Annotated in this window: 22 protein-coding genes; 17 read left to right on the top strand and 5 right to left on the bottom strand. The window is 42.9% G+C overall.

The genetic code is table 11. The annotated features are described in order from the left end of the window. Positions 1-13 precede the first annotated feature (13 nt). From MKX34_RS16940 to MKX34_RS16930, 3 genes are read left to right on the top strand one after another with little or no spacing between them, the layout of a single operon-like run. A complete protein-coding gene (locus MKX34_RS16940; protein ID WP_076296597.1) occupies positions 14-1,624 on the top strand; it encodes a response regulator in 1,611 nt (536 codons plus the stop codon). Beyond that, the gene (locus tag MKX34_RS16935) at positions 1,621-3,402 is read left to right on the top strand and encodes a sensor histidine kinase (RefSeq protein WP_076296598.1); all 1,782 of its coding nucleotides are present in this window, start codon (positions 1,621-1,623) and stop codon (positions 3,400-3,402) included. The genes MKX34_RS16940 and MKX34_RS16935 overlap by 4 nt, the downstream gene beginning before the upstream one ends. Beyond that, positions 3,402-4,391: a substrate-binding domain-containing protein gene (locus tag MKX34_RS16930; RefSeq protein ID WP_076296599.1), complete on the top strand. Its 990-nt coding sequence runs from the start codon at positions 3,402-3,404 to the stop codon at positions 4,389-4,391. The genes MKX34_RS16935 and MKX34_RS16930 overlap by 1 nt, the downstream gene beginning before the upstream one ends. Positions 4,392-4,441: 50 nt before the next feature. Here MKX34_RS16930 and MKX34_RS16925 read toward each other — a convergent pair whose 3' ends face one another. After that, a complete protein-coding gene (locus MKX34_RS16925) occupies positions 4,442-5,332 on the bottom strand; it encodes a LysR family transcriptional regulator (protein ID WP_038571421.1) in 891 nt (296 codons plus the stop codon). 328 nt (positions 5,333-5,660) lie between these two features. On the opposite strand from MKX34_RS16925, the gene MKX34_RS16920 reads away from it, so the two are divergent. The 10 genes from MKX34_RS16920 to MKX34_RS16875 all read left to right on the top strand — a co-directional run bounded on the left by MKX34_RS16920 (position 5,661) and on the right by MKX34_RS16875 (position 13,885). Then, on the top strand, positions 5,661-6,596 hold the full coding sequence (locus MKX34_RS16920) for a phosphate ABC transporter substrate-binding protein PstS family protein (RefSeq protein ID WP_036687522.1): 936 nt from the start codon (positions 5,661-5,663) through the stop codon (positions 6,594-6,596). Positions 6,597-6,686: 90 nt separating this feature from the next. Beyond that, complete coding sequence (gene pstC / locus MKX34_RS16915; protein WP_036687519.1) at positions 6,687-7,589, top strand: phosphate ABC transporter permease subunit PstC; 903 nt, start codon at positions 6,687-6,689, stop codon at positions 7,587-7,589. Then, entirely contained in the window at positions 7,586-8,482 is an 897-nt protein-coding gene (gene pstA / locus MKX34_RS16910; RefSeq protein WP_036687518.1) for a phosphate ABC transporter permease PstA, read from the top strand. Before pstC ends, pstA begins: the two co-directional genes overlap by 4 nt. Positions 8,483-8,520: 38 nt before the next feature. Beyond that, positions 8,521-9,297 (top strand): phosphate ABC transporter ATP-binding protein PstB, encoded by a 777-nt coding sequence (pstB, locus tag MKX34_RS16905; RefSeq protein WP_036687516.1) that lies wholly within the window; start codon positions 8,521-8,523, stop codon positions 9,295-9,297. Positions 9,298-9,448: 151 nt separating this feature from the next. Beyond that, on the top strand, positions 9,449-10,051 hold the full coding sequence (locus tag MKX34_RS16900) for a nitroreductase (protein ID WP_052097075.1): 603 nt from the start codon (positions 9,449-9,451) through the stop codon (positions 10,049-10,051). A 1,054-nt stretch (positions 10,052-11,105) separates the two neighbouring features. After that, positions 11,106-11,309, top strand: a complete 204-nt coding sequence (locus MKX34_RS16895) for a helix-turn-helix transcriptional regulator (RefSeq protein ID WP_036676881.1) — start codon at positions 11,106-11,108, stop codon at positions 11,307-11,309. Between the two features lie 2 nt (positions 11,310-11,311). Continuing rightward, entirely contained in the window at positions 11,312-11,779 is a 468-nt protein-coding gene (locus tag MKX34_RS16890) for a DUF6773 family protein (RefSeq protein ID WP_038571413.1), read from the top strand. 98 nt (positions 11,780-11,877) lie between these two features. After that, positions 11,878-12,594: an MBL fold metallo-hydrolase gene (locus MKX34_RS16885; protein ID WP_076296600.1), complete on the top strand. Its 717-nt coding sequence runs from the start codon at positions 11,878-11,880 to the stop codon at positions 12,592-12,594. Beyond that, a complete protein-coding gene (locus tag MKX34_RS16880) occupies positions 12,595-13,167 on the top strand; it encodes a TetR/AcrR family transcriptional regulator (RefSeq protein WP_036676889.1) in 573 nt (190 codons plus the stop codon). Between the two features lie 25 nt (positions 13,168-13,192). Beyond that, a complete protein-coding gene (locus tag MKX34_RS16875; RefSeq protein WP_076296601.1) occupies positions 13,193-13,885 on the top strand; it encodes a hypothetical protein in 693 nt (230 codons plus the stop codon). Between the two features lie 74 nt (positions 13,886-13,959). Here the strand turns inward: MKX34_RS16875 and MKX34_RS16870 are convergent, their stop codons facing one another. The 3 genes from MKX34_RS16870 to MKX34_RS16860 form a co-directional block, all read right to left on the bottom strand. Continuing rightward, positions 13,960-14,142 carry a hypothetical protein gene (locus tag MKX34_RS16870; RefSeq protein ID WP_036676895.1) on the bottom strand — a complete coding sequence of 61 codons (183 nt, stop codon included), beginning with the start codon at positions 14,140-14,142 and terminating at the stop codon, positions 13,960-13,962. A gap of 227 nt (positions 14,143-14,369) precedes the next feature. Next, positions 14,370-15,599 carry an aminopeptidase gene (locus tag MKX34_RS16865; RefSeq protein ID WP_076143602.1) on the bottom strand — a complete coding sequence of 410 codons (1,230 nt, stop codon included), beginning with the start codon at positions 15,597-15,599 and terminating at the stop codon, positions 14,370-14,372. 44 nt (positions 15,600-15,643) lie between these two features. Further along, on the bottom strand, positions 15,644-16,876 hold the full coding sequence (locus MKX34_RS16860) for an aminopeptidase (RefSeq protein ID WP_038571402.1): 1,233 nt from the start codon (positions 16,874-16,876) through the stop codon (positions 15,644-15,646). A 178-nt stretch (positions 16,877-17,054) separates the two neighbouring features. On the opposite strand from MKX34_RS16860, the gene MKX34_RS16855 reads away from it, so the two are divergent. Beyond that, positions 17,055-17,330 (top strand): hypothetical protein, encoded by a 276-nt coding sequence (locus MKX34_RS16855; RefSeq protein WP_038571400.1) that lies wholly within the window; start codon positions 17,055-17,057, stop codon positions 17,328-17,330. A 57-nt stretch (positions 17,331-17,387) separates the two neighbouring features. Here MKX34_RS16855 and MKX34_RS16850 read toward each other — a convergent pair whose 3' ends face one another. Continuing rightward, the gene (locus tag MKX34_RS16850; RefSeq protein ID WP_036677378.1) at positions 17,388-18,704 is read right to left on the bottom strand and encodes a TrkH family potassium uptake protein; all 1,317 of its coding nucleotides are present in this window, start codon (positions 18,702-18,704) and stop codon (positions 17,388-17,390) included. A gap of 191 nt (positions 18,705-18,895) precedes the next feature. On the opposite strand from MKX34_RS16850, the gene MKX34_RS16845 reads away from it, so the two are divergent. From MKX34_RS16845 to MKX34_RS16835, 3 genes are read left to right on the top strand one after another with little or no spacing between them, the layout of a single operon-like run. After that, positions 18,896-19,249, top strand: a complete 354-nt coding sequence (locus MKX34_RS16845) for a VOC family protein (protein ID WP_036677380.1) — start codon at positions 18,896-18,898, stop codon at positions 19,247-19,249. Between the two features lie 25 nt (positions 19,250-19,274). After that, positions 19,275-19,703, top strand: a complete 429-nt coding sequence (locus tag MKX34_RS16840; RefSeq protein WP_076106756.1) for a GNAT family N-acetyltransferase — start codon at positions 19,275-19,277, stop codon at positions 19,701-19,703. 24 nt (positions 19,704-19,727) lie between these two features. Next, a complete protein-coding gene (locus tag MKX34_RS16835) occupies positions 19,728-20,261 on the top strand; it encodes a GNAT family N-acetyltransferase (RefSeq protein ID WP_076296602.1) in 534 nt (177 codons plus the stop codon). Positions 20,262-20,300: the final 39 nt, after the last annotated feature.

Here is a 20,300-nt window from a genome sequence, read left to right as displayed (position 1 = left end):
GTGGAGGTGTTGGATGTATAAGATAATTCTGGTTGATGATGAAGATGAGGTTCGCGAAGGGATCAAACAGAAGATCACATGGAGTAAATATGGGTTTGAGCTGGTTGGTGATTTCGATAATGGCCGAGATGCGCTGGAAGCGATCGAGCAGCATCGGCCTGACGTAATTATTACTGATATTTGTATGCCTTTTATGGATGGACTGGGATTGGCCAGAGCTGTGATGGATAGGTACCGGGATATGAAGGTCATTATCGTCACTGGATATGAGGACTTCGAATATGCGAAGCAGGCCATAACACTGAAGGTGACTGAGTACTTATTAAAACCGATTAATGCACGTGAGTTTGCTGAATTTCTAAGTAAGATGAAGCAGGATTTAGATGAAGAGCATCTACAAAAAGCGAATTTAGTTAAGCTTCGTATGCAACTTAATCAGAGTCTTCCATTGCTGCGGGAACGATTTTTGGAGCAGCTGGTAACTACTCGAATGAAAAGCGAAGAAATCGAGAATAAATTGAGTTATTTTCATATTCAGTTGCAGGGTCAAGTGTACCTTGCGCTCGTTATAGATATAGAACTTGAGAAACGAAGCCAGGACCTAGCTTTTGATGCAGAGCTACTGCGTTTCGGAGCCTTTAACATTGTTCAGGAGCAGCTGGAGAAAGAGCAAGACGGAGTGGTATTCCAGACGAGAGATGGAAAAATCGCTGCGATAAGATCCGGCAGTTCAGAGACGTTAGAAGTAGCAACGCAGCTTCTTGCAGAGCAAGTCCAGAGTAGCTTAAATAAATATTTGAAGCTGTCATCAACCATAGGCATCGGTAGAAAATATAATACTGTACAACAAATTCCACTATCCTTCCAAGAAGCGGTCTCCTCCATAGAATATCGTTACCTTTTAGGCATAGATAAAGTTATCTCCATACAGGATCTTGAGTTTGGCAAGGGATTGGATCAGGCGCATTTCACCTCATGGGAAAAGCAATTCATATCCGCTTTAAAGACAGGTAAAGCCTCTGCTGTATCGGAAATTCTATTGAAGTGGTTTCAGGAGCTTAAAAGTAATACCTCCTCTATAGAAGGCTGCCGTAGCAGCATCTATCAGCTGCTGGTTTCTTTGATGAATTATGTGGTCGACATCGGCTTCCCAAATACAGTAGTTGTTTCGCATAATATGTTTGCAGAGGTTGCTGCGCTTAAGACTTTAGATGAAGCTAGAAATTATCTGGAGAGGACTTGCCATGAGCTGATACTTAAACTATCGGAACAGAGAACAACGGTTCGGACTTCTCAGATGCAAGCCGCAGAAGCTTATATTCGCGAGAATTATTGTAATGACAGCTTTTCACTCAATGAGCTGTGTAGCCATATTTTTATGAGCATCAGTTATTTCAGTGCAACTTTTAAACAGCATACCGGAGAAACATTTATAGAATATCTGACTCGACTCCGTTTGGAAAAAGCAAAAGAACTCCTTACGGTCACACAGTTGAAGACATATGATATCGCTGCCAGAGTTGGTTATGCTGATCCACAGTATTTTAGTGTTATTTTCAAACGTAATGTAGGAAGCACACCGAAGGAATATCGACACCGGCAGAAGGAGAATCTCTCTCTATGAGATCACAGCGCTTTTTCCGCAGCCGAAGTATTCATACTAATATTGCTGTCTCCTTTTCACTTCTTATCCTCTGCACAACTATTGTCCTGAGTTATACTTCCTATCGCCTGTCCTCAGCCGCGGTCAAGGGCAATTCTGTAGCCTACACTTCACAATTAATAGAACAAGTAAAACTGAATATCGAGAATTACATTGGCAATATGGAGAGCATAGCTGCTCTGGTGTTAACTAGCAGTGATCTAGAGAAATATATAAAAGGCTCGAAATTAGATGAAGAAGAAGCGCTTAAGAATAAACTGCTTGCCAGTCATTATCTCCGGTCAGTCGTTCAGTCCCGCTCGGATATTTCCTCTATATTATATGCAGACTCAGATGGCATGACTGTTTCGGATCGACAGCATGCTGTTTTGAAACCGCTTCCTGAACTAATAGCTCAAGATTGGTATCAAAAAGCTATGAATCAACTTGACGTTGCAGTTTCTTCCTCACATGTGCAGCACATCTTTCAAGATGAATACCGGTGGGTAGTCTCGATCAGCCGAAAACTCACGAATGCGAATGCTATGACGGAAGCGGATCAACAAGGTGTACTGCTCGTAGATCTCAATTACAGTGTAATTAATAATCTATGTAAACAAATCGAACTGGGAAAGCGCGGTTATGTTTTTATTGTCGATCCCGCAGGCAGCCTTGTCTATCATCCACAACAGCAGTTGATCTACTCCCAGCTCAAGTTCGAACAATTGGAGACGGTCCTTGGGATCAAGAGTGGATCTGTTACGGTTAACACGGGGAATGACCAGAAACTGTACACTGTGGACACTACCAGCTTTGGCTGGAAAATAGTTGGAGTCACTTATCCGGATGATTTGGTCGCGAACAAGCAACGTATGCAAGGAACCGCCGCCTTATGGGGAGCAATTAGTTTGATTTTTGCTATGGCTATATCGATATTTCTCTCGTACGCACTGACCAAACCGCTGAAGAATTTGGAGCTGAATATGAAAAAAGCGGAACGTGGAGAGTTTGACATACGCGTAGAGATTGAGAGCACGAATGAAATCGGCAAGCTTGCTCGTACGTTTAATCTTATGATCATGAAGATTAAAGAGTTAATGGGTCAGATCGTCTTGGAGCAAGAGATGAAGCGTGTGAGTGAACTGAAGGCGCTGCAAGCGCAGATTAAACCTCACTTTTTGTACAATACACTTGATTCGATTATTTGGATGGCAGAGACAGGAAAGATGGAGGAAGTGGTGGAGATGACTTCATCTCTATCCAAGCTGCTCCGTTCAACAATTGGTGAGGGTGAGGAATTGATTCCGCTGGCCAAAGAATTAGAGCATATTCGGCACTATTTAACGATTCAGAACATGCGTTATCGTAATAAATTCACTTATTCCATAGAGGTACAAGAAGATATCCTAACCTGCAGCATTTTAAAAATGGTACTTCAGCCTTTGGTTGAAAATGCGATCTATCACGGCATAAAACATAATCCTGAGCAAGGGCACATTCTGATCCGGGCAAGACAAGAACAGAACGATATTATCGTACAGATCATTGATGACGGTATTGGGATGGATGAAGAGCAGATGGGTAAGGTACTGCTGCAAAAATCAGATTTCAAGACTGGCAGCGGTGTAGGTGTCGCGAATGTGAACCATCGTGTCCAGCTGTATTTCGGTGTGAAATACGGTTTGTCTTTTGCAAGCGAGATGGAGGAAGGAACGACGGCGACTTTACGAATACCTGTGATTTATGAGGAGGAGAGTTAATGAGCGCTTTACGGTCAAAAATTGGCCTGTATACTCTGCTGCTGCTCTTCATTGTTACTTTGGGTTCATTAGCCTATCGTATGTTTACAAATGAGCTTGACGCAAAGGTTAGGACCATTATTTATGTGCCCAAGACTATCGACAGCAGTATTGAATTCTGGGAAGTGGTGAAACAAGGTGTGGCAACAGCGGCTAAGGAGTTCGGCGCAGAGGTTCGCACGGTTGGAACGGATACAGAGCTTGATGTAGATCAACAGATAGAACTGCTGGAGCAAGCCATTAAGAGGAAGCCTGACGCCATTATTTTATCAGCTACGGATTATTATCGCCTCATTCCAATCGCAGAAAAGATCAAATCTGCTGGCATTACACTTATTACTGTAGATTCGGGCTTGAGCGGTGGTGTATCAGAGAGTTTTATTGCTACAGATAATTATGAAGCAGGACGTAAGGCAGGGCAGGAGTTAAGAAAATATATCGATCCAGAGGATAAAGTCGCTATCGTTAACTTTGTACAAGGCTCTGCCACCGCAATCGAGAGGGAAAGAGGAGCTCGTGATGCCCTTTTAGAGAATGGAGTTCATGATGTGCAGCCTACATTATACAGTGATGGTTCCGTGCGAAAAGCGTACCAGTTAACTGTTGATTTACTAAAGGACGAGCCAAATCTAAAGGGGATAATAGGTCTTAATGAACCTTCTACACTAGGTGCTGGGCAGGCGATTATGGATATGGGATTTCAGGACAAAGTGAAATTATTTGGGTTCGACAATTCTAGCAATGAGGTGAAGCTTCTCGAAAAAGGGATTTTACTTGGTACGGTTATGCAGAAGCCTTTTAATATGGGGTACTTAGCTGTGAAGACGGCGATTGAAGCTGTTGAGGGTGAAAAAGTGGAACGGATAATAGACACAGGCTCCGTGATCATCACGAAGGAGAATATGTATTTAAGTGAAAATGAGAAATTAATGTTTCCTTTTATAGAATAAACAAAGGGTAGCTCCTTAAACCATTCGTGGCTTTAGGAGCTACCCTTTGTTTAAGGGGTAAGAGACTCAACAAGGTCAACAAAGGATTGCTGCAACGGTTTTAAAATATGATCTTTACGCCAGCCGAGCACAAACCCACCGCTTTCAGGCAGAATCCCTGGCAGATTAGCATAGCTAAGCTTGCCTAGCACAATCTCAGCTTTAACCGCCGCTTTAGAACATATGCCAACACAGTCACTCCCGCTAACTAGCTGCTTAATCACTTCTGGAGAATTCAACTCGGATCGGTTCCATAAACGGATTTGATTGAATTGTGCCCATTGATCGGCATACCCTCGTAAACAAGATCCTTGCTCATGCTGAATCCACGGCTCATTGGCAATTAGTTCAGGTGTTAATTTCTCTAGGCCTTCAAATGGATGACCCGGTGCAAAAATTAGGACAGGTTCATCACGGACAATAAGCTGAAAATCAAAAGATTCGTCCTGCCAATCCGAAGTATGTAAAATGGCCATCTGAATATCCCGACTACGGAGACGTTCGCGTAACAAAGCATCGCTTTGAACCGTCAAGGAGTTGTTAATCCCCGGATAGAGTTTCATGAATTGGATTAACACATTAGGTAAAATATAAGTTGCAGGAATAAAACTGGCTTCCAGCTCTAATGTTCCTTTTGAGGGGGAAGAAAATTGTTTGACTGTACGCTCAGCTTCTGCTGTGAGGGAAACGATTTTGAGGGCGTATTGATAAAGGGCTCGCCCAGCATCCGTAAGCAGCACTCTTCCGCTGCGGTAAAGAAATAGAGGGGTTCCGAGCTCAGCCTCCAGATTCTTCATATGAAAAGAAACAGTAGGCTGTTTAAGGCCTAATTCTGCGGCTACATCGGTTACCTTTTTATATTTTTCAATTAGAACTACGATGTTCAATTTCATAATATTCATGACTTTCCTCCACATAATGCTAAGTTGGATTACAAATTATATCTCCATTATAGATTATATCTATACAGATATACACTTTATATTGGTATTTTTTTCGTTCACTTTACAAAGATAAGAAGTTTCTCTAACGAACGAGCTCTAGAATAAGAAGAGTCAGAGGGGCCAAGAAGTCCCGGACAACATATAACATATGCGTTTGATGAACTTTTACAGTAACCATGCATATGGGGGCCAAGCTCCACAACACCATGTTAAAGCTTTCGAAGCCAGTTTGGTATGAACTGATCAGGGAGCCATGCTAACAAACCATTTAGGAGGAGACAAAACAATGCAATTCAAAAAATCTTGGATCATGACTTTGGCTTTAACAAGCGTACTGGCACTATCGGCTTGCGGTAACGGCGGGGCAAACAACACAGGAGGAAACGCTGCAGCAACTAACGAAGGAAGCGGCGGCGCTGAAATAAGTGGTTCGATTCTGGCTTCTGGTTCAACAGCATTACAACCCTTGGTTGAGCTGGTAGCAGAGAATTTCATGGATAAAAACACTGGCGTGGACATTCAAGTTCAAGGCGGTGGCAGTGGTACTGGTCTTACTCAAGTAGCTGAGAAACAAGTAGATATCGGAAACTCTGACGTATTCGCAGAAGAAAAATTAAAAGATGCAGATGCAGAAAAAGCAGCAGCACTCGTAGATCATCAAGTAGCAGTAGTAGCGATAGCAGCAGTAGCTCATCCTGATGCTGGTGTGGATAGCTTAACTAAACAACAACTGGTGGACATTTTCACTGGTAAAATCACTAACTGGTCTGAAGTAGGCGGAGCGGATCAAAAAATCCAAATCATCAACCGTCCAGGCAGCTCCGGTACTCGTGCAACCTTTGAAAGCTTTGCACTTGGAACCAAAACAGAAGATATCCCAGGTTCGATTCAAGAAGATTCCTCCGGTACGGTTAAGAAAATGATCGGTGAAACTCCAGGGGCAATCGGATACCTTGCTCTTTCTTACCTGGATGATTCCATTAAAACACTTAGTCTTGACGGTGTGGAAGCATCTGTTGATAATGTTGTTTCTGGTAAATACCCAGTGTGGGCTTACGAGCATATGTACACAAATGGTGAACCTAACGCGACAGTAAAAGCATTCCTCGACTTTTTCTTAACTGACGAAGTGCAAACTGGTGAAGTTGTTGAACTTGGATACATCCCAGCTGTTAAAATGCAAGTTGTTCGCGACGTTGCAGGAACTGTTACCGCTAAGTAATTAAATTCTAGGCAATGTTATTGATTAGAATCTCAAGTGATTAGAGGCGGATACATCTGCCTCTCTTTTCACTTTAGAAAGAGGGAGCAATTGAGGGTGAAACTAAAGAACTCACGATTCGAAAAACATCATATTGAAGATTTTGTTGGACGTACTTATATGTCCTTCTGTGTATTACTGTTGATAACAATCATTGTATCGATGGTATATTTTGTAGCGTCTAAAGGAATTTCAACCTTCACAAGTGGTAATGCTACAGTTTCTGAATTTTTATTCGGTACAAAGTGGTCGCCAGAAGCGGATACGCCTTCCTTCGGAGCTTTTCCATTTATCTCGGGTTCCTTTCTGGTTACTTTGCTTGCCGCATTGATTGCTAGTCCACTTAGCTTATGCGCTGCGTTATTTATGACTGAGATTGTTCCAGGGTGGGGCAAAAAATTACTTCAACCTGTTATTGAGCTTTTGGCAGGGATTCCTTCGGTAGTATATGGTTTCATCGGATTAAGTGTAATTGTACCGTTTCTACGCAACAACCTGCCGGGCCAAGGCATCGGGGTAGCTGCAGGCGCGCTTGTGCTCTCGGTAATGATTCTTCCGACGATTACAAGCGTGGCTGCAGACGCGCTGGCTTCATTGCCGCAAAACTTAAAAGAATCTTCCTATGCGCTTGGTGCCACCCGGTGGCAGACGATTTCGCGGGTGATTATTCCAACAACCTTTCCTGCCATAATGACAGGGATTGTATTGGGAATGGCTCGTGCTTTCGGTGAAGCACTCGCTGTACAAATGGTTATCGGGAACGCGCCATTCGTACCAAAATCACTCTTTGAGTCAGCTTCTACCTTGACCAGTGTGATCACACTCGGTATGGGGAACACGACCATGGGCTCACCTCACAATAATGCACTGTGGAGTATGGCACTGGTTCTCATGCTGATGACTTTCGTATTTGTCTTCTTTGTGAGAATGCTTGAAAGGAGAAATAAAATTTGAAGCCGAGAACCGTAAATAAAATTGCCACCAGTCTTATTGTATTTTTCGCGATGCTCATCGTTGCCATTCTACTTGGACTTTTGGGATATATCCTCTTTAGAGGCTTAAGCCATATCAGTTGGGATTTTCTTTTCTCCGCACCGCAAAAGATTCGTGCAGGTGGAGGGATCGGACCACAGCTATTTAACTCCTTATTCCTGTTAGTACTGACACTTATTATTACAGTTCCGCTTGGACTGGGTGCCGGTATTTATATGGCGGAATATGCTCGTCCCGGTAAGATTACCGGCTTTATTCGCTTGATTGTTGAAGTATTGTCATCTTTCCCTTCCATCGTAGTCGGCTTGTTTGGTCTATTGCTGATTGTTAACTATTTCAATCTAGGCTTCTCCTTAATCTCCGGTGCATTGGCATTGACGGTCTTTAATCTACCACTGATGGTGCGGATTACGGAGCAAGCTTTTCGTAGTGTTCCAAAACAACAAAAAGAGGCCGGTTTTGCACTAGGATTATCCAAGTGGAAAATTGTTACCTCGGTGTTGTTTCCGGTAGCATTACCTACAATTATTACAGGTACTATCTTGTCCGCTGGCCGTGTCTTTGGGGAAGCAGCTGCGTTGATGTTCACAGCAGGAATGAGTAGCCCTAGATTGGATTTCACCAACTGGAATCCACTTAGTGCGAATTCGCCACTGAATCCCTTCCGTCCAGCGGAAACGCTGGCTGTCCACATTTGGAAGGTCAACAGTGAAGGTCTAGCTCCAGATGCTGCACAGATTGCTGCGGGAGCTTCGGCGGTGCTTGTAATTATGGTGTTAATCTTCAATCTGGCAGCACGTTATTTCGGAAGATTTATTTATCGTAAGCTTACAGCTTCAAAAAGAATGAACTAATCATACAAATTAAAGTAGAGATGTAGGAGGAGTAATCGATGGGAACGTCGGCAACAGCAGTGCGTGAATCTTTTCAAACCGAAGACCTGAGTATTTTTTACGGAACATATGAGGCAGTAAAGGGGATAAGCCTTCCATTTGCTGAAAATACGGTTACTGCACTGATCGGCCCATCCGGCTGCGGTAAATCAACCTTTCTTCGTTCTTTGAACCGGATGAATGACGAAATTTCTGGCTCAAAAACAAAAGGAAGCATCTGGATTGATGGAGTGGATATTAATGCTCCGGGTACGGATGTGATTAAGCTGCGTCAGAAGATCGGGATGGTATGGCAAAAGCCAAATCCGTTCTATAAATCGATTTACGATAACATCGCTTTTGGACCTAAGTATCACGGCATTAAAGGCAAAAAGGCTCTTGATGAGATTGTTGAGAGCAGTCTTCGCAAAGCAGCATTGTGGGATGAGGTAAAGGATCGTTTAAAAGATTCAGCACTTGCACTTTCCGGTGGACAACAGCAGCGCCTTTGTATTGCTAGAGCGTTGTCGGTTAACCCGCAAATTCTGCTCTTGGACGAACCAGCATCAGCTCTAGACCCGGTCTCCACAGGTAAAGTAGAGGAGCTAATCAAGGAGTTGAAAGAAGAGCTTCGCATCGTTATTGTGACACATAATATGCAGCAGGCAGCTCGGATCTCTGATTATACCGCATACTTTTATCTAGGCTCCCTTGTCGAATATGATAAGACGGATAAAGTCTTTACCAATCCAGAGAATCAAATGACGCAAGAATATATCATGGGCCGATTCGGCTGAAGCTGTGAACATCGTTCTTTCGGGAACGGTGTTTTTTTGTGAATTCAAGAGTTGTGATTCGAATGGTTGCCTATTATTTGCAAAAGGCAGAAAGATGCTGTATCATTTGTGATAATGATTATCATTATTGCTATATTAGGGAGTGGATCTTATGACGCAATCTCAGAAGACTCAACAGAATAGTGTGGCCAAAATAATAAAAGAACGACGCTCGATTAAGCTTTTTAAAAAAGATCCACTTCCACAAGGCCTTTTAGAGGAATTATTAAATGTAGCGGTATGGGCACCGAATCATGGTGTGCGTGAGCCGTGGAGATTTATTGCTTTTCAAGGGGAAGGTTCGAAATTCCTAGCTGAATCTGCATTTGCTTTTGTAAAACGTGCTATAGCTGATCCAGAAGTGGCTGCTAAACGTAAAGAATATATCTCGAATATTCCATTAACAGTAATCGTAGTGATGCCTGAAGATCCTCGGCAAAGAGAGTGGGACGAGGATTTTGCAGCAGCGTCCGCACTAGTACAGAACTTCCAGCTCGCAGCTTGGGAACAAGGTGTAGGAACGATTTGGAAGACTGATCCATACATCAACAACCCTGAATTCCGCACTAAAATTGGTGTGAAGCCCGGCGAAAAAATTGTAGCCATGATCCATGCCGGATATCCGGAAACTGTACCTGACAGCCGTCCACGCACAGACGCTTCGGAGCTGCTGAAGATCGTAGACTTCTATCCAGAGAATGGCGTAGTGGAATAAGGAAAGTCGAAGGCATTCGTATATTAAAAGCGGAAAGATCATAAACATCGAAAAAGCGTCGAAATATCAAAAAGATCGAAAGATCAAAAGCATCGAAAGATCAAAAGTATCCTTAGGGATGCTTTTTTTTGTTACTTTGACTAGCGATAGTAGGGGGAGGGCTACTGGGTGCTAGGTGCTGATCACGTTTCGCTGCTGGTTCCTCTGCTGATGTGGCTCAACCTTCTACTTACTTCTTAATGATCTTTACTGACCTCCAGCGGGCTTCATACAGACCTCCTACGGGCTCCCTAGTGATATCCTACTGACCTCCGCATCGGACCGTATTGCAACTATTTGAGCTTTTGGAGTCATTTTGCAGAAGTATCGGACCACATAGCTCTTATAACCATGTAACTGTGCAGAACTGGTGTGGTTATGAGTAAATAGCTGCAACTGGGTCCGATAGCACGTCAATTAGCTGCAAATATACGAAATAAGGACTCCTCAGTCCGATGCAACGGCGAATAAGCGAACTAACCCCAAACTAACCCCAAACTAACCCCAAACTAACCTAAACTAACTAAAGAACCTCATGTTGCGGACTGTATTGCAGCTATTTGAGCTTTTTGAGTCATTTTGTAGAAGTATCGGACCCCATAGCTCTTATTACCTTGTAAAGGCGCAGAATTGGTGTGGTTTTGAGTAAATAGCTGCAATTGAGTCCGATAACCCGCAGAAAACACTCGAATTTGCATAATAAGGTCATCTGAGTCCGAACTATTGGCAAAAGTGTACTTACATACTAGCAAAGGCGGCGAGTTAGGCATCGCAGCTGACTGGCTATGGACTCAGTTACAATCACTCTTCACCATTTGATCCAACGGTGGGGAGAAAGTATTTCCTGACGGAGAGGGAATGGAAAATGAAGTCTGGATCCTAAAATGACACGTCGATCCTAAAGTGAAATGTTGATCCCAATAAACAAATGTAATATATAATGTACATAATGACCGATATAGATTACAATGGTGGAAAATGGAATGCATCACAAACATTAAAGGGAGGTTATGGAGTGGGAGAGAACAAAAACATCAAGTTAAAGCTGGCAAGGATCCAAAAGAATCTTTCCCAAGAACAGTTAGCGGAAGTTGTAGGGGTTACACGGCAGACGATCGGCCTGATTGAAGCTGGTAACTATAACCCGACGATTAAGCTGTGCATAGCCATCTGCAAGGCGTTAGATACGTCATTAAACGATATTTTTTGGGAGGATTAGTTGTGAAAGGGCCAAAGATTAAAGACGAACGAATTATCACAGAAATTCAGAAGTTTAGTACGCACGGATTATTGATTGTGTTAGTGGGATTTATGATCAGCCTTTTGGTAAAAGTATTTATCCTGGAATGGGACATCAAATATTGGGTAGATACTTTTGGGATTATGCTGTTAGGTTGCTTGTATGTTACCGTTCGTTGTGTCAAAGATGGGATATACCTGCTGCCGAGTAAGGAAGGAGAACTCAGACGGTTTAAGAAGATTCATTTAATATCGGGTGTTATCAGCACGATTATTTGGGCCACGCTAACATTTTTGCTTGATTTTAGAGAAGCGGGTGAAGTGGATATTAGAAAAAATATATCGAGTACTCTCGTGGGGGCGGTTGTTTTTTTCATAGGGATCACTTGGGCGATGTGGTACATAATTAATAAATCCAACAAAAATGCTGACAAGAACATTGAGAGTTAAATATTAAAGATTAAAGATTAAAGATAACAATCTCTTGCAAAACTAATATCATTAGTTTATATTTAAGCTAATACCATTAGTTTATCGGAGGGGTAAGGATGAGAGTAACACGTGAAGGTCATTTATTGCAGTTGACTTGGATGCCAAATTTTTTTCCAGTGAATTGTTACATTATTGAGGAAAAGGATGGATTAACTTTAATAGATGCCGCTATGCCATTTAGTCTAAAAGGAATTATGGATACTGAAGTGAAGCTAAATAAGAAGCTTACACGCATAATCTTAACGCATGCGCATGATGATCATATAGGGGCACTGGATGGACTAAAAAAGCAACTTCCAGAGGCTCAGGTGTACATCTCTGAGCGAGATTCGGCATTACTACGTGGAGATCGTTCACTTCGGGAAGGAGAACCTCAGACCCCTATTAAGGGAGGCGTGCCGAAGAAGATAGCTACCAAGCCAGATGTCCTTCTCCACGAAGGGGATACCATTGGATCATTAACAGCGATTCACACTCCAGGACATACCCCCGGCTCTATGTCTTTCCTTGATTCACGCAGCGGTGCTGTAATCGTTGGGGATGCTCTTCAGACCTTCCGGGGAACTGCGGTGGCTGGAACCATCATCCCCCTGTTTCCTTTTCCAGCAATGGCTACATGGAATAAAGCTCAAGCTCTGAATAGTGCGATTAAGCTTCTAGAGTTATCTCCAGCTTTACTTGCTGTTGGTCACGGCAACTTACTTAAAGCGCCAAAGCAGGAGATGGAGAAAGCCATACGTAAGGCACAAATGATTCAGGATAGGAGTAATTAAATGTCACCTAGAGCAGGATTAGATCGTCACACACTAGTGATTAGAGCAGCAGAAATTGCCGATGATGAAGGTATAGAGGCCGTTACCTTGGCTGCATTAGCAGGTAAACTAGGTGTTCGTTCCCCGTCATTATACAATCATATAAATGGACTGCAGGATTTGCGGACTGGGCTCGCCATTTACGGATTAGAGTTATTATTTACAAGCATGTCGAACGCAGCTGAAGGATTAAATGGAGATGCTGCTGTACACGCGATGGGCCGGGCATATGTGGATTTTGCTAGGAGTAGACCAGGTCTGTATGAGACTACACTACGAGCGCCTGAGCAGGAGAACACGGAGCTTGAAGCGGCTGGTGAGCATATTTTGCAGTTTATAATTCAGGTGATGAAGAGTTATCAATTAGGCGAAGAAGGAGAACTTCATGCCGTAAGGGGATTACGGAGTATCCTGCATGGATTCGCCTCATTGGAGCAAAAGGGTGGATTCGGTATGGCGCTCGATACTAACGAGAGTCTAACCCGCTTGATTAGCACTTTTATAACCGGAATTGGAAATATGAAATCTGATTAAATTAGATCTAGGAGATGATGAACAAATGGGTCAGGAATATGAACAAGGTAGTGTCACCACTTATGGGGAAACAGCAGAGGTTATTGCGAAATTGGGGATTTTACCGCTTGCTGCGCTCATCCCCGGGCACCCGTCTTTAAACGGCTTAACTAAGCCCGAGAATTGGCATACTGGAACAGATTTAGATCCGTGGTCATGGCGTGCGCAGTTTCCAGGTGAGGGCCTTGCAGGATACGGAAAGTTTATCAAGAAAAAGGCTATTTTGGTCTCAAGGGAGTGGTTCCCGGCATTTGTAGCAGCAGCAGGCAGTACCAAATCTATTGAAGAGCGGTATAAGGATGGGTTGGCTAGTAAAGAAGCTGTGACCTTGCTGCAGATTGTTCGTGAACATGAAGGTATTGATACACGTAAACTTCGGGCAGAGGCTGATATGAAGGCAAAAGAAAAGAAAACAGCCTTCGATAACGCGGTTACTGAGCTGCAAGGATCTTTAGATATGGTGATCTCAGGCATCCAGCAACGTCTGAATGATGAAGGTGAAGTAAATGGTTGGAGCAGTACCTCGTTCGAGACGGTCAGTCACTGGATGTCAGATAACGGTTTATCCGCTTTTGAAGGGGATAGAGAAGAGGCCATAGCTTGGATACAATCGAAGATGAACGGGGTATGGTCGCCTACAGCAATAGCTTGGACAAACAAAGCATTCTCATGGAATTAATAAAAACGGTTAATCACTACTCCATAGAGAGTGATTAACCGTAAGCGTTTTCCAATAAAGTTATATCCATCACATTAAGGTTCCAACATAGGCGCCAAGTAAGCAATCAGGAAATACAAGAATCCAAAAAGCAGCATAACATAGGCAGTGTATTTAATAGCATTAGATGCAACAATTCTTGAATCTACCGGTGGTTGAATTTCTAGCTGTTCTTCTTCGATGCTGTCAACTTCTTTGGATACTGGGTCTCTCAACATGATAATCCCCTCCTTGGAAATTCAATCCTTAATTGTATTGTGACATATTTGTGAACGGAAATCAACAATAGTGTGAACAAATATTGAACAATTATTCAAATTTGGGCATTTTACCACCAGAAATGTTGTTGTTAAAACAAAAACAACCCGCTTACTCTCTAATTAGAGAGCTAAGCGGGTTGTTTGAAGTTGGTTCTATCTAGGATCTAACGGGTGTTGTTTAAGCCTTAAGCCCAATCCCCATTACGGAAGATAGGTACTGTTGTTCCATCATCGTTAATTCCGTCAATATTCATTTCAGGAGAGCCCATCATAAAGTCAACATGGGTATGGCTTTGATTCATTCCTTTTTCCAACAGCTGTTCCTTAGTCATCGTAATTCCTTCTTGAATTGTGAAGGCATAAGCTGCACCTAAAGCCAAATGACAGGAGGCATTCTCATCATACAACGTAGTGTAATAAAGAATACCGCTCTCAGAAATCGGAGAGTGGAAAGGTACCAAAGCAACTTCGCCAAGATAGGAAGAGCCTTCATCCAGCGCGATTAGTGATGCTAAAGTTTCAGCGCCTTCTTCAGCAGTAAAATCAATCACTTTACCGTTCTCAAAGGTCAGCGTGAAGTTATTGATTAGATTGCCGCCGTAGCTAAGTGGCTTAGTGCTGCTCACTTTACCATTAATACCAGACTTCAAAGGGGCAGTAAACACTTCTTCCGTAGGAATATTGGCTAAGAAAGGGACGCCCTTACCGTTCACAGCTCCAGCCTGACACCAGATGTGTCCTTCCGGCAACTCAATAGTTAAATCTGTACCAGGTGCTGTATAGTGCAGCTTGCGAAACTTACTTTCATTCAAGGAAGAGCAACGAGTTTTGAGTCCATCTAAATGGCGGCTCCATGCTTCAATAGGATCGTCCTGATCCGCACGTGTGGCTTTAAAGATGGCATCCCATAACAGTTCAACCTGCTGCTCGGATGGAGCGTCAGGGAACACTTTTGCAGCCCAAGAGGCTGATGGGAAGGCAAGACCGCTCCAGCTCGCATGATTTCCCATTAAGTACTCACGATATGGCGCTAGGGTCTGCCCAGAGATACGCTGATTATCGGCAATTCTTCCAGGTTCAACGCCTTTTAAAAGATCCGGGTCAGCAGAGATAATGGTTAGAAATGCCGCTCCCTTTTTAGCAAGATCCTCTAATTCATCGGCTTGCCACTGCGGCGGCTCCAGGAAGGAATCGGATGGAGCAAGATCATATCGTGTACGTAATACAACTTCATCACTATAATTCACCTTTACAAGTCTCGCGCCGGCTTCATAGGCTTTACGAACCACAAGTCGCACAAGCTCTGCGGATACAATATCTGCATTCACAACGAGTGTCTGACCCGGTTGAATATTAACGCCAATCTTCACGGCCAGCAATGCGTAATTCTCCAGCTTTTGCTTGAAATCCAACATAGTTTCTATTCCTCCCAATATCCTGTATCTCTTGTGTGCTTAAATTAGAACGCCCAGTTTCCATTCAGGAAGACAGGTTCTTCAGTTCCATCAGCAGTTATCCCGTAAATGTTCATCTCAGCTGACCCGATCATGAAATCCACATGGGTTACACTATTGTTGAGGCCATGCTCAATTAACTGCTCTGGATTCATGTCTTTACCGCCTTCTAAACAGAAGGCATAAGCCATACCTATAGCAAGGTGATTAGAAGCATTTTCGTCAAACAATGTGTTGTAATAAAGAATGTTGGATTCAGAAATAGGGGATTTATGAGGAACCAAGGCAACTTCCCCTAAGTATTTCGCTCCTTCATCCATACTAATGAGGTGCTCTAGCGCTTCTTGACCTTGCTCAGCAGTAACACTTACAATACGGCCGTTCTCAAAGCTAATAGAGAAGCCATCGATGATGTTGCCGCCATGACTAAGTGGCTTTGTGCTTCTTACAGTGCCATTAACACCAGTTTTTAGTGGTGCAGTGAAGACTTCTTCGGTAGGCATATTGGCTACAAAAGAATGACCTTTTGCATTAATGCTGTCTCCTTGTGCCCAGATATGGCCTTCAGGAAGCTCGATGCTAAGGTCAGTGCCAGGTGCTATGTAATGCAGCTTTTTATATTTTTTTGCATTGAGTACATTTGCTTTTTGTTCTAAGGTGTCGAGATGCTCCTGCCATGCAGCTACTGGATCTTCACGGTCAAGACGCACGGTGTGGAAAATGGCTTCCCAGAGTTTATCTACACGTTCTTCGGCTGGAACCTCAGGGAACACTTTATCCGCCCAAGCTTGACAAGGAACAGCTACAATACTCCAGCTAACTTTGTCGGACATTTGCATTTCACGATATTTGGTGAGGGCAGCTCCACGTACTTTTTGAAAATTGGAGATACGTACTGGATCAATACCTTTAAGTGCATCAGGATCTTCAGCGATCACGTTAAGGATAGCCGCACCTTTTTCGGCGAATTCAGTCATTTCACCTGCGTACCAAGTAGGAGGCTGAGTGAATACCTCTGGCGCAGCGTGTTCAAACTGTTGGCGTGTAATGCTCGCATCACTCCAGTTCACTTTAACTAAACTTGCTCCGATGGCATATGCCTTAGCGGTAATTAGACGTACGAAATCAGCGGCAAGAATCGGTGCATTCACCACTAGAATTTGCCCGGGTTGAACATTAACACCTATTTGTACAGCTAAATCTGCATATTTACTAAGCTTAGCCTGAAAATCAGTCATTGTAATTTCCTCCATTTACTAATAGTTTAGTACTTTACAAGCATTGTACTAAATTATTAACCGCCGGATGAAAAAAGTCAATTACGTGGAATTTACAGAGCAAAGAGAAGGAATTACAATCATTTCAATGATATACTGAAAGGGTAGCTGATTTGATGATAGGAAGGAAGATAAGTGGATGAATTTAGAGATCGTAAGTGCTGAAATGAGCCGTAAAGAAGATAAAAGTTATGTAGGGAGGACTGTATTCACTCTCGAAAATCATAAGGCTCCATATGAAATTACTTTCTTCAGTACAAGAGGAACGGAATGGGATTACAGTCTAAGCTTTGCGGGTGAGCCTGGGAGCGAGGAACAGTTCTTAGAAACGGATGCATTGCTGGAGAATGACGATGATGTGTACAATCAGTTGCTGGATGCGGCACTTGATCAACAAGAAATCGTGGAAGAATAATACTATTATTGATATGACGCCAGCGGCATTATCTGGTAGCCGCTGGCCATATCATGACTATCCAATCGTTATCTTACCTTCTGGGTAACGATACAGTTCTTTACTACCTTTTGGTTTCAAAGCATAAGCAAGTGTAAGTGGTCCGGTCCGGCCCATAAACATCAGGATAATCACTAGAACCTTTCCTGCCGTAGTCAGTTCCGGAGTAAGGCCCATAGATAAGCCTGAGGTTCCAAAAGCAGATACAGCTTCAAAAAGTACAGTTAGAAATTCAGCGCTCTCGGTCAAGGATAATAACATCGTAGCGATGACAAGCAGCATGAGAGACATTAATGTGATGGTAAGGGCTCTATATACATTTTCTTTAGCGATCCGGTGGCGAAACATTACAATATCTTCTTTCCCCCGTAATCGTGCAGCTACCGCAGTAACCAGTACGGCGAATGTAGTGATCTTAATTCCTCCACCCGTCGACCCAGGTGCAGCTCCGATAAACATCAATAGAATCATCAGAAATTGTGTGGATTGCCGTAAAAGTGGAACTTCAATGGTGGTGACACCACCAGATCGCGGAGTTACCGCTTGTAAAAAGGTCGCCCAAAACTTTCCGCTTGCACTCAAGGGCTTCAGCGTAGAATTATACTCCAGTAAGAAAAACAGCCCCGCACCAATAATAATCAATATAAGAGAAGTCCAAAGAACAACCTTTGAATGAAGAGTGAGTCTTCTGCGTTTAGGAAAGTCCATAAGATCAGACAGAACGATAAAACCAATCCCTCCAAGAAATATGAGGCTCATTGAGGTGAAGTTAACAATGGGATCATTTACAAAACGAGTAAGTCCGCTAAAGGGTCCATGAATATCACCGAAGAGATCAAAGCCTGCATTATTAAAGATAGATATACTATGAAAAATCCCATAATATGCTGCTTTCCCAAAGGGCATATCCATCATAAACCTTCCAGCAAACAACACGGCACCCGACAGCTGAATAACAAGAGAATAGATCAGGACTCTACGGATTAAGAGTACAATTCCCTGCATCGAATTTTGGTTCATAGATTCTTGCAAAAGGATTCGCTCTTTCAAGGATATCCGTTTATTAAGGACCAAGGTAATCAAAGTAGCCATCGTTACAAAGCCTAATCCTCCGATTTGAAATAAAATGAGTAGAACAACTTGTCCGAAGGTAGTTAGCTGAGTTCCCGTATCAATGACTGCAAGACCTGTAACACATGTGGCTGAAGTCGCCATAAACAAGGCATCGATAAAGGATATTTGTCCGGATGTTGAGGAGACCGGGAGACTAAGCAGAAAAGTCCCGGCAGTGATAAGGATTAAGAATCCTAGTGATAAAACTTTGGGCGGGGTCATTTTAAAACCACCGAAGTTCAGGTTAGCCAATGTAATTCTCCTGACGTACGTGATATTGGAGTAATGCTCACAGAATTATAACACAACTTACCAGCCCTTCCCTAAATGGAGGGAGGTAATTGACATATTTTATCGAATTATTCTAGAATAACACCCTATCCGTCAACTTTAAAGAGGAGGCTTTCTTAATGATGATAAGTCCGATTCTGAATCAGATTGGTGCTGTTTTTATTCCGGTAAAGGATATTGAGAAATCTAAACAATGGTATTGCCAATTGCTTGGACTGCCACTAGATGGAGAGGTATTATTCGGCCATTTATATGTAGTCCCTATGCAGGGACCGGGCATCGTTTTGGACAGTAAGATTTACACCGCTGAATCTGTTCTAAACATCCCTTCGTTTCATCTAAACACCGAGGACATTGATGCTGCTTATGATTATGTAAAGGCCAACGGAGGAGAGATTCTGACGGATATCGAACATGATCATTGGTTTAATTTTAAAGATCCCGATGGAAATGTGATTATGGTCTGTCGTTGTTAAGCGTTATATAGAAGGGAGTAGACGAATGATAAGAGAAGCTGTGCCCAAAGACGCTATCAATATTGAAGAACTATACCGGATTTTGCTGCCTGAGCATCCAGCTATTCATGTATCCCCTGAGCGACTGAAGCAGATAGCAGATCATCCGGATAGTTTTCTTTATGTGTACGAAGAACAAGGAATAATTGTCGGGTCGTTACATCTTCATTTTTGTATGGATGCTTTGTGTGACGATAGGCCCTTTGCTGTTATAGAAAGAGTTATTGTGGCTGAAAAAGTACGAGGAAAAGGGTATGGCGCAATGCTAATGAGACATGCCGAGAATGTAGCAATCTTCAAGGGAGCCCTTAAGATTATGTTATCAAGTGCTGCAAAGAGAGAAGAAGCGCATCGTTTTTACGAGCATCTAGGTTATGATGGCAGCTCCAGCAAGTTGTTCAAGAAGTATTTATAGTTATTTACGATTGGAAGTGATGATATGATGGTCACACTTAGAGAGCTGGTGCCGGAGGATGCAGGTGAATTGCTTCGACTTCAGCATCAGTTAGACCAGGAGTCCAAATTTATGTTATTGGAACCGGATGAAAGACAAGCTAGTCTTTGTCAGGTCAAAGAAATGCTCGAAAGCTTTCTGGCAGGGAAAACTTCAATTCTTATAGGGGCAGAGGTTGACAATCATTTGGCAGGTTACTTGTCTGTTAGAGGTGGAAGTGTTAGACGCAATAGACATAGCGCGTACATAGTGATTGGGATTCAGAAACAATATCAGGGGAATGGGATTGGAGCTGGCCTGTTCCGTGAGATGGACATCTGGGCTATGAACAATGGGATTGTTCGTCTTGAGTTATCCGTCATGACCCATAATCAAGCTGCTTTGGCGCTATATATCAAGAACGGGTTTGAAATCGAAGGGACGAAGCGGAAATCTCTTATTATCGATGGTGAGTGGGTGGACGAATATTATATGAGCAAAATTCTCCCAAAAGAAAAAAGGATAGAGGATCAGATTTAATCTGATGACTCTATCCTTTTTTTTATGAATAAAGGTTAT

It is taken from the genome of Paenibacillus sp. FSL R5-0636, from assembly GCF_037974255.1.
Lineage (GTDB): Bacteria > Bacillota > Bacilli > Paenibacillales > Paenibacillaceae > Paenibacillus_AQ > Paenibacillus_AQ odorifer.
The sequence above is the reverse complement of the archived record's forward strand: the minus strand, read 5'-3'. Positions and strand labels throughout refer to the sequence as shown.

What these genes read in the sequence shown, in the direction of transcription:
- pstB (WP_036687516.1), top strand. Translation starts at nt 8,521, where the DNA reads ATGGGAACGTCGGCAACAGCAGTGCGTGAATCTTTTCAAACCGAAGAC.
- MKX34_RS16835 (WP_076296602.1), top strand. Translation starts at nt 19,728, where the DNA reads ATGATGGTCACACTTAGAGAGCTGGTGCCGGAGGATGCAGGTGAATTG.
- MKX34_RS16875 (WP_076296601.1), top strand. Translation starts at nt 13,193, where the DNA reads ATGGGTCAGGAATATGAACAAGGTAGTGTCACCACTTATGGGGAAACA.
- MKX34_RS16930 (WP_076296599.1), top strand. Translation starts at nt 3,402, where the DNA reads ATGAGCGCTTTACGGTCAAAAATTGGCCTGTATACTCTGCTGCTGCTC.
- MKX34_RS16935 (WP_076296598.1), top strand. Translation starts at nt 1,621, where the DNA reads ATGAGATCACAGCGCTTTTTCCGCAGCCGAAGTATTCATACTAATATT.
- MKX34_RS16850 (WP_036677378.1), bottom strand. Translation starts at nt 18,704, where the DNA reads ATGACCCCGCCCAAAGTTTTATCACTAGGATTCTTAATCCTTATCACT.
- MKX34_RS16860 (WP_038571402.1), bottom strand. Translation starts at nt 16,876, where the DNA reads ATGACTGATTTTCAGGCTAAGCTTAGTAAATATGCAGATTTAGCTGTA.
- MKX34_RS16840 (WP_076106756.1), top strand. Translation starts at nt 19,275, where the DNA reads ATGATAAGAGAAGCTGTGCCCAAAGACGCTATCAATATTGAAGAACTA.
- MKX34_RS16880 (WP_036676889.1), top strand. Translation starts at nt 12,595, where the DNA reads ATGTCACCTAGAGCAGGATTAGATCGTCACACACTAGTGATTAGAGCA.
- MKX34_RS16870 (WP_036676895.1), bottom strand. Translation starts at nt 14,142, where the DNA reads ATGTTGAGAGACCCAGTATCCAAAGAAGTTGACAGCATCGAAGAAGAA.
- MKX34_RS16925 (WP_038571421.1), bottom strand. Translation starts at nt 5,332, where the DNA reads ATGAATATTATGAAATTGAACATCGTAGTTCTAATTGAAAAATATAAA.
- MKX34_RS16855 (WP_038571400.1), top strand. Translation starts at nt 17,055, where the DNA reads ATGAATTTAGAGATCGTAAGTGCTGAAATGAGCCGTAAAGAAGATAAA.
- MKX34_RS16845 (WP_036677380.1), top strand. Translation starts at nt 18,896, where the DNA reads ATGATAAGTCCGATTCTGAATCAGATTGGTGCTGTTTTTATTCCGGTA.
- MKX34_RS16940 (WP_076296597.1), top strand. Translation starts at nt 14, where the DNA reads ATGTATAAGATAATTCTGGTTGATGATGAAGATGAGGTTCGCGAAGGG.
- MKX34_RS16885 (WP_076296600.1), top strand. Translation starts at nt 11,878, where the DNA reads ATGAGAGTAACACGTGAAGGTCATTTATTGCAGTTGACTTGGATGCCA.
- MKX34_RS16900 (WP_052097075.1), top strand. Translation starts at nt 9,449, where the DNA reads ATGACGCAATCTCAGAAGACTCAACAGAATAGTGTGGCCAAAATAATA.
- MKX34_RS16920 (WP_036687522.1), top strand. Translation starts at nt 5,661, where the DNA reads ATGCAATTCAAAAAATCTTGGATCATGACTTTGGCTTTAACAAGCGTA.
- MKX34_RS16865 (WP_076143602.1), bottom strand. Translation starts at nt 15,599, where the DNA reads ATGTTGGATTTCAAGCAAAAGCTGGAGAATTACGCATTGCTGGCCGTG.